Source organism: Halomonas sp. NPDC076908 (genome assembly GCF_050269715.1).
Lineage (GTDB): Bacteria > Pseudomonadota > Gammaproteobacteria > Pseudomonadales > Halomonadaceae > Vreelandella.
In genome coordinates this window covers 51,915-65,967 of record NZ_JBNNIW010000001.1, presented here as the reverse complement: position 1 = coordinate 65,967, position 14,053 = coordinate 51,915, and the positions used below count along the sequence as shown (strand labels likewise).

The following is a 14,053-nucleotide window of genomic DNA, read 5'->3' as shown; positions in this document are numbered from 1 at the left end:
GAACGTCATGCATGGCCCCCACCACGGGCGGCATCCAAATGTTGGCGAACAACGTAGAGGTCGGAGACCTGGCCATTTAACAAACGCTCCATTGGCGAGTGGCCAGCAAAAAGAGGGTTGCTGTTGGCACGCTGCAGCCAGCTGTTAGCGGCTTCTTTATTGGGCAAAAGTATATGCAGTGCCTTGTAAATGCCGAGAATTAACGACATCCGCTCTAAATGGTTCGCATCAAGCCTCGCCTGCTCAGGTGACTGCTTCCAACGCCGGTAGGTGGAGTCCGGTACGCCTAACAACAGCGCTGCTTCGCTCTCTTTCAAGCCCCATACGTGTGAAATGTTAGGGTAAGTGCGCATTGCGGCGGCCCCCATTTCGCGACGCTTATCGGCTGATTTATGCTGAATGGCCATATAGCTTTCTCCTCACTCACCTATAGTTTACGCCAAGTGAGCGATTTTTGAAAATAACGACCATTTGAGCCTTTCTAATTCCCGCCAGTAAGAACCACTGCACGCACTGATTCAGCTGTTTTACTCAGCTTCTTGATGCGCTTGGATTACGCCCAGGAATCCCTCACCGTAATCCGCCAGTTTGCGCGCGCCGATACCGGAGATTGCGCCCAGTGCCTCCAGGCTTTGGGGCTTCTGCTCAACCATTTCAGCCAGAGTGGCGTCGTGGAAGATGACATAAGCAGGTACGCCCTGGGCTTCGGCAAGTTCTCGGCGGTGCTGGCGTAAAGCTTCCCACAGCTCGCCGTGGGCCAGAGTGGCAGAGGCCCCTTTGCTGCCCCGCCGGGAGGCTTTGGCCTTGCTTGGTTTGCGCAGGGTGAGGGCGTGTTCGCCGCGCAGCACCGGCCTTGCGCTGGTAGTCAGCCGAATACCGCCGTGGCCCTCCATATCGACGCTTAAATAGCCATTGGCAATCAGCTGGCGAAACAGCGCTTTCCATTCGTTAGCCGCGAGCTCTTTACCAATACCGAAGGTGCTGAGGCGGTCGTGGCCAAAGCGGGTGATCCGCTCGTTGTGTTTGCCCAGCAATACATCCACCAGATAGGTTACGCCGAAGCGCTGCTCGGTGCGGTAGACACACGACAGTGCTTTCTGTGCCGCCACGGTAGCATCCCAGGTATCGGGTGGGGTTAGGCAGTTGTCGCAGTTGCCGCAGGGCGCATCCAGGTGGTCGCCAAAGTAGTGGAGCAGCGCCTGACGGCGGCAGCTGATGATTTCACACAGTCCCAGCATGGCGTCGAGTTTCTGCTGCTCAATGCGCTTTTGCTGGTCGGCAGCGCTGGAGTCCTGCTGCATCTGACGCAGCGTGATGACATCCTGAAGCCCGTAGGCCATCCAGGCATCGGCGGGCAGGCCATCGCGCCCGGCGCGGCCGGTCTCCTGGTAGTAGGCTTCGATGCTCTTGGGCAGGTTAAGATGCGCCACAAAGCGCACGTCCGGCTTGTCGATGCCCATGCCGAAGGCGATGGTGGCGACGATAACTACGCCATCTTCCCGCAGAAAGCGGGTCTGGTGGCGCTGGCGCTGCTCAGCGGGAAGCCCGGCGTGGTAGGGCAGTGCGGTCAGCCCTTGGCGCTCAAGCCAGGCGGCAGTCTCCTCCACTTTGCGACGGGAGAGGCAGTAGACGATGCCCGCCTCGCCGTTGTGGTGTTCGCGGATAAAACGCAGCAGCTGCTCTTTGGCATTGCCCTGATTTTCAGCGATGTGGTAGCGAATGTTGGGCCGGTCGAAGCCGCTGTTATACAGCGCTGCCTCTTGGAGCTGCAGGTGCTCCATGATGTCATGCCGGGTGGGCACATCGGCGGTAGCGGTGAGCGCGATGCGCGGCACGTTAGGAAAGCGCTGGTGCAGATGGGAGAGCTGGCGATACTCTGGGCGAAAGTCGTGTCCCCACTGGGAGACGCAGTGGGCTTCATCAATGGCGAATAGGGCAATCTTGGTCTGTTCCAGCAGCATCTGCATACGCGGCGTGGCGAGCCGTTCGGGGGCAACATAGAGCAGATCCAGATCGCCCGCGCGCAGTCTGTTCTCTACCTCGACCGCTTCGTGATAGTCGAGGCTGGAGTTGAGGTAGGCCGCTTTGACCCCGTTCTGTTCAAGCGCCGCTACCTGATCATGCATCAGCGCGATCAGCGGCGAGATCACAATCGCGGTGCCTCCGCGCAGCAGTGCAGGGATCTGATAGCACAGCGATTTGCCACCGCCGGTAGGCATCAGCACCAGCGCATCGCCACCGGCAATCACATGCTCAATGATCGCCTGCTGCGGGCCGCGAAAGCTGTCGTAGCCAAATACCTCCTGCAACACCTTGAGGAGTGCCGGGTGGGGGTCGCCGTGCATCACTGCTCTCCTTGTTTCGTGCTGGAGAAAGAATTATTGCACGAAACAGTTAAGGCGCGTTTGCCTAGCGAATACCTGCCCTTAAAAACGACTGAACGAACTGGCGCTGAAAGAGCAGAAAGGCGATGAGTAACGGGGCGATGCTTAACAGCGTTGCGGCGCTGACAGTGGCCCAGTTCACGCCGGTTTCTGGCGCCGAGAAAACCCCTAAGCCTACTGTTAATGGACGACTCTCTACCGAGTTGGTCACCACCAGCGGCCACAGAAAGTTATTCCAGTGGTGGCTAATCGAAACGAGCCCGTAGGCAAGATAGGTAGGCTTAGCCAGGGGGACGTAGACTTTCCACAAAATTTCCAGCCAGTTGCAGCCTTCAATGCGTGCAGCGTCCTCAAGCTCCCGGGGAATGGTTTTAAACGTCTGGCGCAACAGGAAAATACCAAAAGCGCTGGCCACATAGGGCAGCCCGATACCGGTGATGGTGTTGATCAGCCCCAGCCCACTGGCGATGCGATAGTTCTCGACGATGAGCACTTCGGGAAATACGAATAGCTGAATCAATACCAGCATAAACAGTACGTTTTTGCCTGGGATGGGAAAGCGCGCAAAGGCAAACGCTGCCAGGGTGCAGACCACAAACTGGGCAAATACAACCCCGGTCACCAAGGTGAAGGTGTTTAAGTAGTAGCGGGCGAAGGGCGCCTGGGCCCAAGCGTTTTTAAAGTTATCCAGCGTTAGCGGGGCAAATAAGTCAAAGCGCACCATATAGGCGGGCGGATGAAACGCCGCCCAAAAAGCGTAAAGCAGTGGGAAAATCCAAATGATAGCCAGCAGCCATGCAGCCACGGTTTCAAGCGACGGGAGTGAGAAGAAGCCAGAACGAGACGCATAGGTTTTTGATTTAGTGGTGGCTGTGTTCATTGGTAATGCGTCCTACGGTCTAAAATCGTGAACTTCACCGTGGCGACGACTGCGAGTACCAGCAGAATAACCACTGTAATCGTCGCTGCGGTGGTGCGGTCAAAGAATGAAAACGCGTTCTCGTAGACGTAATAAAGCAGCAGGTTGGTCGCGTTGTTAGGCCCGCCTTTGGTCAAAATAAACAGATGATCCACTACCCTAACGGCGTTGATCAGTGCATTAATCAGTACGAACAGGGTCGTGGGCATTAACAGCGGGAAGGTGACGCGCCAGAAGAAGCTCCAGCGACTGGTGCCCTCAAGGTCGGAAGCCTCTTTAAGTTCTGGGGCAATGCCCTGCAGCGCCGCTAGGTAAAAAATCATAAAAAAGCCGGCCTCTTTCCACACCGACATTACGATTACTGATCCCAACGCCACGCTTGGATCGCCAAGCCAGTTCACGCCAGAAAAACCTAATGCGCCGAGCAGCTTATTAAATAGCCCAATCTGCGGGGCGTAAAAAAACATCCAGATATTGGCCGCCGCAATCATCGGCAGAATGGTGGGCGTAAAATACGCCATACGCACAAAGCCGCGGCCGCGAAGTTTGCCATTTACAAATAGCGCCATGACCAATGCCAGCGCGATAGACGTAGGGATGGTACCCACCGCATAGATAAGATTGTTGCGGGCTACCTTCCAAAACGTCGGGTCATCGAACAGTACCTGATAGTTTTCAATGCCCACAAACTCGGCTGGCGCGCCGCGAAAGCCTGGCAAAAACAGGCTGTTGATCACTGTCGTGATGGTGGGCAGATAGGCGAAAGTGGCTAGCAGCACAGCGGCGGGAAGCAGCAACAATGCGCCATACAACTGCATACGCCGGAGGGAAGTCATTTCGGCCATAGGAGTCTCTCGATAGCCGCTTTAAAAGTGCCGCATGAAAGCACTTGCTTCATGCGGCATGGCGAAGGTTAGCGGGCGTAGCGGCGTAATACGCCTTCGGTTTCTTGCTGCGCTTGGTTTAGTGCTTCTTCCGGTGACATTTGCCCCGTCAGCGCGGCTTGTACAGCGTTATCCAGCGCGCGACGCACACGGCCACCTTGGTAGGTGGAAAGCTCTGCGGTACCGTGCTCAAGCTGGTCGCGGGCCACTGCCGCTGGAGCGAACTCTTCGACATAGCTTTGCAGCGCATCGGTTTCGTAGGCAGCGGGGCTAACACCCATATAGCCAGTTTCAATCGACCAGGCGGCGGCGCGTTCGGGGTCGGTCATCCAGCGAATAAACGTCATTGCGGCACGCTGCTCGTCTTCAGTCGCATCTTCAAAAATATAGAAGTTGCCACCGCCGGTGGGGCTGCCACGCTGGGTTTTCATTGGCAGCATCGCAACGCCAAAGTCGAAATCAGCCTCACTACGTACGGCGGTCAGGTTGCCGGTGGTGTGCCACATCATGGCGGTGGATTGCTCGATAAAGTTCTGGCGTAGCGTGCCCCACTCAATGGTGCCATCGGGCATGGCATTGTGCTCCGTGGCCAGCGACACCCAATATTCAAGCGCTTCAATCGCCGCTGGGTCATTGAAATAGACTTCGGTGCCATCTTCGCTCATTAGGCGATGGCCGTTCTGAAAGGCGAACGCTTGGAACATCCAGTAGGGGTAGCCAGTGGAAGGTACCATCACACCCCATTGATCACCGCCCGAGGCTTCACGCACGGTGGCGGCCATTTCGGCCATCTCTTGCCAGTTTTCGGGCGGCGTTTCCGGGTCTAGACCTGCGGCTTCAAAAGCGTCTTTGTTCCAGAACAGTACGATGGTTGAGCGCTGGAAGGGAATGCCGTAGGTTTTGCCATCCAACTGGCCGTTTTCCATCAGGCCGGGGTAAAAGCTGTCTAGCCACTCGCGCTCTTCATCGGTTTCAACTAGGTCATCAAACGCCACGATGGCGTTCTGCTCAATCAGCTCATAAAGGTCGATGGAGAACAGTACCGACAGCTGCGGTGCATCACCGGCTTCAATGGCAGACATTGCCCGCACCCGGGTGTCGTCGTAGTTACCGGCGTAGATCGCTTCCACGGCAATATCAGGGTGTTCGCTCTCAAACTCATTCACCAAGTTATCCACCACATCGGTTAGCGCGCCACCTACCGACACCGGGTAGTACATGGTCAGCTCGATAGGGTCATTGGCAGCGACTTGGCCTGCGCTAAGCAGACCCGCGGCCAGGGCTGTCACAGCAAAAGGAAGACGTACACGCATGGGGTAACTCCTCAACGTTGGGGATGGAGCTTTGGATGAAGCTTGGGGGCGAGAAAAGCAGCTTGGAATGCATCTAGTGGTGGAGCGCTTGCCGCTGGTATAGCAGCGGTCGGCGTTAACGAATAAGCACTTAGATCATCACGGCGCAGGCCATCTTCACCGAATAGGTGCGCGGCGGTTGTGGGCCAGCCAAGGCGGCATTGCTGACCCGCAATCGCGTGCTTTCCGCTCAACCGAACCCGCAAGGTGTGTTGGCCCACGGCTAAGTGGACGATCGTATCCGCACCCAAATATTCATCGCTCAGCACAGTGGCGGGTACGCCAGCCGCAGAGGCGGGGCGCAGCTCGATATCTTCAGGGCGGATACCCAACTGCCCGCCAGCGGCTTCGTGAGGTGCCACTGAAACGTTGGTTTCGCCTTCAATCACCGCGCCGTGCTCGCCTGCCACCAGGGGCAGTAAATTCATCGCGGGGCTACCAATAAAACTGGCGGCGAAAGCGCTGGTGGGGCGGTTATAGAGTTCGTCGGGCGTGCCGTCCTGCACAATGCTGCCGTGCTGCATCAGAATGACGCGATCCCCCATGCTCATGGCTTCGACCTGATCGTGGGTGACGTAGATCACGGTCATATTCAAGCGGCTTTGTAGCGCTTTAATTTCCCGGCGCATATCGCTGCGCAGCCGCGCATCCAGGTTGGAAAGCGGTTCGTCCATTAAGCAGATCGGGTGTTCGGAGATCACCGAGCGCGCCAGTGCCACGCGCTGGCGCTGGCCGCCGGAAAGCTGGGCAGGTTTGCGGTGCAGATAATCGGTTAGATCGACCAGCTCGGCAACTTTCGCCAGCCGCTCGCGCTGTTCTGCCTTGGGCACCTTGCGGCTGCGCAGGCCAAACACGATATTGTCAGCAACGCTTAAATGCGGAAACAGCGCATAGGACTGAAACACCATGCTTAGCCCCCGATCACCCGGTGGCAGGCGCGTGACGTCGCGCTCACCGATAAAGATGCGCCCATCGCTGGCCTCTTCCAAGCCTGCGATCATGCGCAGCGTGGTGGATTTTCCACAGCCTGACGGCCCTAGCAGAATGACAAACTGGCCGGGGGTTACATCGAAGGAGATGTCATCGACAGCAGTAGACGCGTCCCAACGTTTGGTGACGCGTTCCAAGCGGATACGCGATTGATTTGACATAGCACACACATCACCGGCTGTTGGTTGTTATTGGTTCAGCTTGTGTTGAAGGTGTTGCACTATCATGACACTTACATGGATGGTTGATGACAGCAGCTGTGTCAAGCAGAAATTACTTTTCGTTTAACTAAAGTAATCGTCATGCTGATCCCCGATTAAACGGAGCGCTGCTTGCCAAGCCAATTGAGTGATTTCCGGCTCATCTTCCGAATCGAACAGCGCAGTGGTGTGGCGTTGGATATGATGAGGTCGGGACTTGAAACTGAGCGTGACAGGCGCATTTCAGAAAATATATCTCCATAAAAGTCCCTGCAACACTCTCTCCGGCTACAAGTAGGACATGAATGATTTGCATAGCCACAACGTGGTTGCTTGAGTCATTTTGATGCATATGACGGCAGCTCTATGAGATGGCGCTGTGACGACGAAATGATCCGCTGGGCCTGATGTGCACTTATATCGCGGGAGTGAGTACCGCTGAAAGACTATCACAGGCACTGGTGGTGACGAATTAATAATAGCGGTGCAGCTCTAGCGCAAATTTAATTACTACGAAATGCTTGTCCAAAAGCCTCTTTCAATTGAAAGTGGTGCATTGTGAGCGATTCGCCTCCCGGCAGGCTATGAAAGAAGCGGTGTTTGAATACATCAATTTGGATTACAATTAAACCCGCCAACACTGCACTAACAGCTATCCCAGCCAGGAATCGTTTGAGGCGCAAAAGAAGTTCCTTACAAGCTTGTCCGGTAGTTCTTGGTAGCATCACAATCTAGGGAAAGCATACGGGTAGGACTAATACATTAGTCCAGGTTGAAGTTCAAAAATAAGTGTTTGTCTGCGATCATTAACTTTAGTGCTTGAGCCGTTATGCCTGAAATGACATAATTTTTCAGTTACTGAACTGAATGTCTGATGCAAAAGTATTTGTTGCATTCAAGTTTTATATGTTCAAGATTGTTTTACTTCTTCCTCGTGTTCAGAGCATCGGAGTATATTATTGCTGTGACGGACTTAATAATTAAAACTTTACCTATTGAACATCGAGCCCAGCCAGCCCGCATAGGAAGAAAGCTAAGAAGTCTTCGCCTTAAGCGTCATCTTACTGTGGCCCAAGTTGCAGAGGCCTCTGGGCTTTCAAAGGGGTTTGTGTCTAGAGTTGAAAGAGAGCAAACCAGTCCATCTGTTGCGTCCTTACTATCACTTTGTGATGTGCTAGGAGTTGCACCTGGACAAGTGTTAGAACATTCTGAGACTAAAGTCATTCTGGCTAGCGATGCTCCAAGAATTGACTTAGGAGATAAAGATGTTTCAGAAAAACTATTGACACCACCTCATCAACGAAGTGTACAGATACTGAAGTCTGTTATGAAACCTGGTGGGCGTGCAGGGGTAGGTATGTATATAATGGATTGTGATGTGGAATCAGTTCATGTACTAAGTGGCAGTATAGTGCTTATGACTACTGAAGAAGAAGAGTATTTAAAAGTTGGTGATACAGCCACGCTCTCTGGAGAAGAGCCACACTCATGGAGAAATGGCTCTGAGAAGGATGAGGCAGTAGTATTATGGTTCATGGCCAAAATTAATAGAAATTAATATAGAAATTATCCGTATCAGTTTCAAAAGAAAAAGAAAATATAAAGTTATTCTATGTTTTCGTGACGGGAGTAATCTGGGTAAGCTTGTTGAGCCTGAGTGGAAAATTGGTGGGAAGCTTTTTATACAGGTCGGTTAGCTCTTCCGCTTCATCATTGTAATTAAATTCTTTCATCAGATTGCGTATCTTTGAAAGTGCCATATTTTCAATCCATGGATACTGTAGGTTAGAATCATCAAATTTTGTATATACAATTTCATTTTTTGTGTCGCTTACTATCATAAATTTACCGTTACCGCTTGCACCATCGTATTCAGGATCGATATAGACAGTAATTAGCTGTAATACGTCTTCCACTCTGGGGCTTGAGTCTGGAATGGTCCAGTAGTCACTTAAACGAATAACTCCTTGAGTCATTAGCAACGCTAACGAATAAGGAATACTCATTTGGCGAGATGAAGGGGTGTTTAATTCTTTAATGTCAGATTCCCCGCACATGCTATTAACTATATCACTTACCCATATGCTAATAGCTTTAATAGAAGAGTTTTCGACATAAGTGTAACTGTTTAATTGATTCTCAAATGCATGGATAATAGGATGGGAACTCGCACAACTAGGATAAAGTTTTATTCTGGCATCTTTAGCATGCCATTTATACCCTAATGTATTGGTAAGTTCACTAACGTTGCCTTCGGATCCAGAGTATGTTTTGACTATTCCACCCCAGACAAGTTCAAAAGTATCAAGAGTTCCCTTGATGCCTGATTTAGCCATCAAAACACTCTCTAAACCATTTTTTGCTGCTAAGCCAGCATGTAAAGCTTTATTGTCTCCTTTTCCAGATGAAAATGACCAAGTTCCAGATAGCATAGAACTACATATCCCTATAGCGGCTGCTACTTCATCATAGGAGAGACGTAATAACCGGCTAACAGCACAGACAGCTCCGATTGGTCCACAGATGGAAGTAGAATGCCATCCTTTTTCATTTAACTTTGCATAACCACCAAAAGCAATTTGCATACGGCGAGCAACTTCGTAGCCCAATATCATTGCTGTTAAAAATTCATCCGTAGTCGGATCTTTCTTTAGATAAGGTAGTGCACCCATTAGGGCAGGTATAACAACAGCTCCAGAATGATCACATCCATGTGTATCATCAAATTCTATAGAGTGGGAAGACACCCCATTTATAAACGCCACATCACAAGGATTACCCTCAATAGTAGTACCCCAGATATATGCCTTATCTGTAGCAACACCATTCTGGCGAACTTTTCCATAAGTACGGACACGATGACTTAATGGTCTCATTGCCCCTACCAAGCCTACTGCAACAGTATCGATGGCATGGAGGGACATCTGAGCTTTAAGTTCAGCAGGTATATCCTCTGCCTTAACCGTAACTACAAAGTTTGCAAGTTTGAGAGTGGTGTTTTCGTTATGCATGGTCTAATACTTTGTGATCGATGAAATGATAAATCACCTGCTTTCAAGGTTTATTGTAACTTCATCAATAGCTTGTTTTTCAAGATCCCAAGCTGCCAGTATTTCTTTATAAGAGCCATCCTCCATCATTTCTGTCAATGCGTTTGCAAGGCGATCTGCAAGCTCTGGATTATTTTTAGCAACAATCATTCCATAATAGTCACTCGTGATAGGCTCGCCAATTGCGGTAATACCTTTATCATTGGCAGCTAAATAAGAGATAGTCTCTGTTGTTTGCATTACACCTTGTGCCCGCCCTTGCCGTAGTTGCAGCAAAGCATTAGAGGAACCATCGGTGTCAAGTACTCGGATATGATCTTGCTCGCAGTTATCTTCACTCCATTTATTAATAGCCGCTGCATATGAGGAATTCCGGCTCGCTGCAACAGTAAGTCCGCAAAAATCTTCGATTTCTACAATGCCTTCAGAGTCTGCAACATCAGCTGTGGTGAAGAACTGATATCCAGTCTCAAAAAAATCTACAAATGTATGATTTTCCTGACGTTCTGGCATATCAACCATGCCTGCAATAACAGCATCACTCCGGCCAGTAGTTATGTCGCTTAGAAACTGGTTAAATTGGCTTCGTCGCCAGTCGATTTGTATACCCATTCGATTAGCCAATGCCTCGCCAAGGTCAATGTTAAGGCCCTTTAGCTCACCACCTTCTATAAATCCCATGGGTGGAAACTGGGTTTCGGTCGAAACCGACAGAGTATCTGATGAGACTGCTTTTCCGCCGGTAGTAAGAAGAGTTATTGCTGTCCCCATGATTAAAAAAGACTTATTCTTCATTTTACAACTCCTTTAAAGTACCGCATTTAAAAATGTTTGCATTCTTGAGCTGTCTGATGTGAGCGCTTCATCCATGGAGCCATCGAACAGTTTTTTTCCTTGATCCATGAAAATCATCCGGTCTGCTACTTCTTTCGCAAACCCCATCTCATGCGTAACGACAACCATCGTCATGCCATCTTTCGCTAAATCTTTCATAACGCCCAGTACTTCGCTGACTAACTCTGGATCCAAGGCGGAAGTGGGCTCGTCAAAAAGCATCAATTTTGGCCTCATACTTAAGGCCCTAGCAATAGCTACACGCTGTTGTTGCCCCCCAGAAAGAGCATTGGGATAGTTGTTAGCTTTATCTGACAACCCGACTCGATCTAATAATTCTAACGCCCTAGCTTTCGCCTCTGATTTTCCTTCCCTTAATACTCTGGTAGGGCCTTCCATGACATTTTCTAGCGCTGTGCGATGAGAAAACAGGTTGAATTTTTGGAAAACCATGCTTATTTCAGTACGTTGTTTAGCTAATTTTTTTCCGGATAATTCATAAAGCTTCCCATCAATTTCCTCATAGCCCAGGAGGGAGCCATCTATCCAGGTTGCTCCGCCCTCTGGACGTTCTAAAAGATTAAGGCAGCGGAGAAACGTACTCTTCCCTGATCCAGAGGGTCCCAGAATGCAAACGACCTCCCCCTTACTGACTTCAACCGAGACATTTTCTAATGCTGTGAAATCACCAAATTTTTTTGTTATATCTATAGCCTCTAAAACTATTTTTGATGAACACATGTTAGTTGCTCCCATTACGAGGCTTAGACTCACGGGTATAACCCTTAGAGAAATATGTTTCGATGCGTGCCTGTATTAATGTTAAAACAGTAATGACTATTAAATACCAGAAAGTAGCAACAAATAACAATTCCATTACTTGTCCATTTACATAGTATATTGTTTGGGCATTATATAGTATTTCTGAAAACTGAATAGCACTGGCAAGTGAAGTGAGTTTCACCATTGTTATAAAGTAGTTTCCAACCGGCGGAATGATAACTCTCATCGCCTGCGGTAAAATTACTCTGTAAAGTTGTTGGCCATATCTCATTCCTATAGAGCTAGCGGCTTCAACTTGACCATCATCGACTGAGAGAACACCTGCACGAACAACCTCCGCTGTATAAGCCGCTTGACATAGGCCTAACCCAAGCACTGTAGCCAGTACTGGTGTCATTAACGAGGAGGTTTCAACACCAAGCACGCCTGGTATACCTATATAAGGAAAAACTAATGCTAAATTATACCATAAAAATAATTGAAGTAGCTGTGGTATGCCTCGGAAAAGCCATATATAAAAACCACTTATAGATTTTAATACCCCGTTAGGCGCTATCTTCATTATTGCGAGTATCGTGCCAAGAACGATGGTAAGAAACATTGCAGCGAATGTCATCCAAATGGTGTTAATTAAACCTAAAAGAATTCCTTTGTCAAAAAGATACCTTCCAACAGTACCCCAGTTTATATTTCCCTGAGCAAAGCTAATGATTAGAAATGCAAGAGAGCTAACTGCAATTAAAGCTGTAGCCCACTGTGCCCAAGGGATTCTTTTTTCCTTTGTCAAATTTGCTAATTCTGTTTTTCTTAGAGCAGTCATGAAAAGCTTCCCTTAAACTCACTAGATGGATAGAGCATTGCCATTTAATGAGGCCATGAGCATTTTTGGAGAGTGTATATGTTTTCGCAATTCTATGGCCTGCTCAAGCACTAAACTAGGTTTAGATGACCCTTTTCCTAAACGGTTTTCGACAGATTGCGGTCCATTGATTGACGCAATCATTTTCATATTTATCCTTGAGTCTAATTTCTTAAGATCATTTTCTTCTAATTCATAAAGCTGAATACCTTTTTCATCACAATAGCTTACGATTTCACCAACAATTTCGTGTGCATCTCTAAATGAGACACCTTCTTTTGAAAGCATATCAGCGATATCTGTTGCTAAGGAGTGCCCCCATGTAGCCTGCTCCGCCATTTTTGCTTCGTTTATTTTCATAGATTTAACTGAGCCCGACATTGCCGGAAGTACTAAATGCATAATATCAACTGCTTGTATAACAGCATTTTTATCTTCAAATAAATCGCGGTTGTAAGCAGTTGGTAGACTTTTTTGAGTGGCCATAAATCCAGTTAATAAGCCGAGCATGGTTCCTGATTTACCTCTAGATAGCTCTGCTATGTCAGGGTTTTTCTTCTGCGGCATAATAGAGCTGCCTGTTGAATAGCTATCGTGTAATTTGATCCAGCCAAATTGTGGGGAGGCCCATAATATTTGCTCTTCTGATAATCTGGAGATTGTCACCATCATTTGTGAGAGAGTAAAAATAAACTCGGCAACATGATCTCTATTGGCTACGGCATCTATAGAGTTGTTGTATGATGATGTATAGCCCAGATCATTTGCCATTAATTCTGGATGAGAAGTAATGCCGGAACCAGCAAGTGCCGCTGCGCCTAAAGGCGAAATGGCATTCTCTATATCCCATGTTGCTAGCCGCCTTAAATCTCTACTTAAAGCTTGAGCATGAGAAAGTAATTGATGTCCAAAGGTAATAGGTTGAGCTGCTTGGAGGTGAGTAAAGCCCAGGCAAAGACTTCCTGCATGTTGCTCGCCTTGATCAATAAGAGCCTCTATAAGCTGTCTGCACTGCTGATGTATGAAACGTGCTTCTTGTCGCATGAAAAGCTTCAGATCATTGGCCGTTTGATCATTACGTGATCTGCCCGCTCGAATTTTACCCCCAACATGGCCCACTCTTTTTATAAGCTCTTGTTCTAGAAAGCCATGTACGTCTTCACTTTCTGGATCTCTTTCAAGCAAGCCGTTCGTCCAGTCTTTTTCTATTTCATCCAAGGCGTTATTGACTTGTTTAACTTCTTCTTCAGTAAGGAGCGACTCACGGCCTAGCTCGAACGTGTGCGCTTTTGACCCTGCTATGTCCTGTGGTAGTAGCCTAAAGTAGCTATCTGGAGATCGTGAAATATCAGTTAGGGACTTTTCTGGTAGATCCTTAAACCGAGCCCCCCAAAGTGTTCCTGAGCGGGTATGGTGCTTATCATTGAGCATAATATTCACTTTTAGTTTTGTCATAGAGAACTAATGTTGCATATAGGGTTTTTTAGCAACACTAATGCATAGCTGTCAACTTTTTTTATTGAATGCGAAATTTTAGGAGGCTAATAAAATTAGTTTTTTCTTATGCTTAGCCTTTGCTTGCCTTTCTGTGGTGCATAAATAGTGCCACTTAGAGCAGGGTTTTATTTTTAAGCACGCTTGTGGTGCATTGAATTTAGTGAAAACCAAATATGAAGCTGTTTAAAGACGGGTTTCATTGGCTCGAAGTAATTGTTGTCATTTTAAATTAATACAATAACGCTTTGTAATTATAGGGTTCTTGGTTACTTCATGTGAATTTGGCTTAATCGAACAGTTG

General features: G+C 48.7%; 12 protein-coding genes. 1 reads left to right on the top strand and 11 read right to left on the bottom strand.

Features of this window, described 5'->3' with window-relative positions; translation table 11 throughout:
- Positions 1–5: 5 nt before the first annotated feature.
- The 6 genes from ACQKE4_RS00280 to ACQKE4_RS00255 all read right to left on the bottom strand — a co-directional run bounded on the left by ACQKE4_RS00280 (position 6) and on the right by ACQKE4_RS00255 (position 6,690).
- Positions 6–407 (bottom strand): MbcA/ParS/Xre antitoxin family protein, encoded by a 402-nt coding sequence (locus tag ACQKE4_RS00280; protein WP_427386384.1) that lies wholly within the window; start codon positions 405–407, stop codon positions 6–8.
- Between the two features lie 120 nt (positions 408–527).
- Complete coding sequence (gene recQ, locus ACQKE4_RS00275) at positions 528–2,345, bottom strand: DNA helicase RecQ (protein WP_427386383.1); 1,818 nt, start codon at positions 2,343–2,345, stop codon at positions 528–530.
- Between the two features lie 64 nt (positions 2,346–2,409).
- A complete protein-coding gene (locus ACQKE4_RS00270) occupies positions 2,410–3,264 on the bottom strand; it encodes a carbohydrate ABC transporter permease (protein ID WP_427386382.1) in 855 nt (284 codons plus the stop codon).
- On the bottom strand, positions 3,261–4,148 hold the full coding sequence (locus ACQKE4_RS00265; protein ID WP_427386381.1) for a carbohydrate ABC transporter permease: 888 nt from the start codon (positions 4,146–4,148) through the stop codon (positions 3,261–3,263). Before ACQKE4_RS00265 ends, ACQKE4_RS00270 begins: the two co-directional genes overlap by 4 nt.
- 68 nt (positions 4,149–4,216) lie before the next feature.
- The gene (locus tag ACQKE4_RS00260; protein ID WP_427386380.1) at positions 4,217–5,500 is read right to left on the bottom strand and encodes an ABC transporter substrate-binding protein; all 1,284 of its coding nucleotides are present in this window, start codon (positions 5,498–5,500) and stop codon (positions 4,217–4,219) included.
- Positions 5,501–5,511: 11 nt separating this feature from the next.
- The gene (locus ACQKE4_RS00255; protein ID WP_427386379.1) at positions 5,512–6,690 is read right to left on the bottom strand and encodes an ABC transporter ATP-binding protein; all 1,179 of its coding nucleotides are present in this window, start codon (positions 6,688–6,690) and stop codon (positions 5,512–5,514) included.
- Positions 6,691–7,603: 913 nt separating this feature from the next.
- Here ACQKE4_RS00255 and ACQKE4_RS00250 point away from each other — a divergent pair.
- Positions 7,604–8,287, top strand: a complete 684-nt coding sequence (locus ACQKE4_RS00250) for a helix-turn-helix domain-containing protein (RefSeq protein WP_427386378.1) — start codon at positions 7,604–7,606, stop codon at positions 8,285–8,287.
- 52 nt (positions 8,288–8,339) lie between these two features.
- On the opposite strand, the gene ACQKE4_RS00245 is transcribed toward ACQKE4_RS00250, so the two are convergent.
- The 5 genes from ACQKE4_RS00245 to argH are packed head-to-tail and all read right to left on the bottom strand — an operon-like array spanning position 8,340 to position 13,686.
- Entirely contained in the window at positions 8,340–9,740 is a 1,401-nt protein-coding gene (locus tag ACQKE4_RS00245; RefSeq protein WP_427386377.1) for an MmgE/PrpD family protein, read from the bottom strand.
- 33 nt (positions 9,741–9,773) lie between these two features.
- Entirely contained in the window at positions 9,774–10,574 is an 801-nt protein-coding gene (locus ACQKE4_RS00240) for a transporter substrate-binding domain-containing protein (RefSeq protein ID WP_427386376.1), read from the bottom strand.
- 12 nt (positions 10,575–10,586) lie between these two features.
- Positions 10,587–11,354 (bottom strand): amino acid ABC transporter ATP-binding protein, encoded by a 768-nt coding sequence (locus ACQKE4_RS00235; protein WP_427386375.1) that lies wholly within the window; start codon positions 11,352–11,354, stop codon positions 10,587–10,589.
- Position 11,355: 1 nt separating this feature from the next.
- A complete protein-coding gene (locus ACQKE4_RS00230) occupies positions 11,356–12,216 on the bottom strand; it encodes an amino acid ABC transporter permease (protein WP_427386374.1) in 861 nt (286 codons plus the stop codon).
- A 21-nt stretch (positions 12,217–12,237) separates the two neighbouring features.
- A complete protein-coding gene (gene argH, locus ACQKE4_RS00225; RefSeq protein ID WP_427386373.1) occupies positions 12,238–13,686 on the bottom strand; it encodes an argininosuccinate lyase in 1,449 nt (482 codons plus the stop codon).
- Between the last annotated feature and the right edge of the window lie 367 nt (positions 13,687–14,053).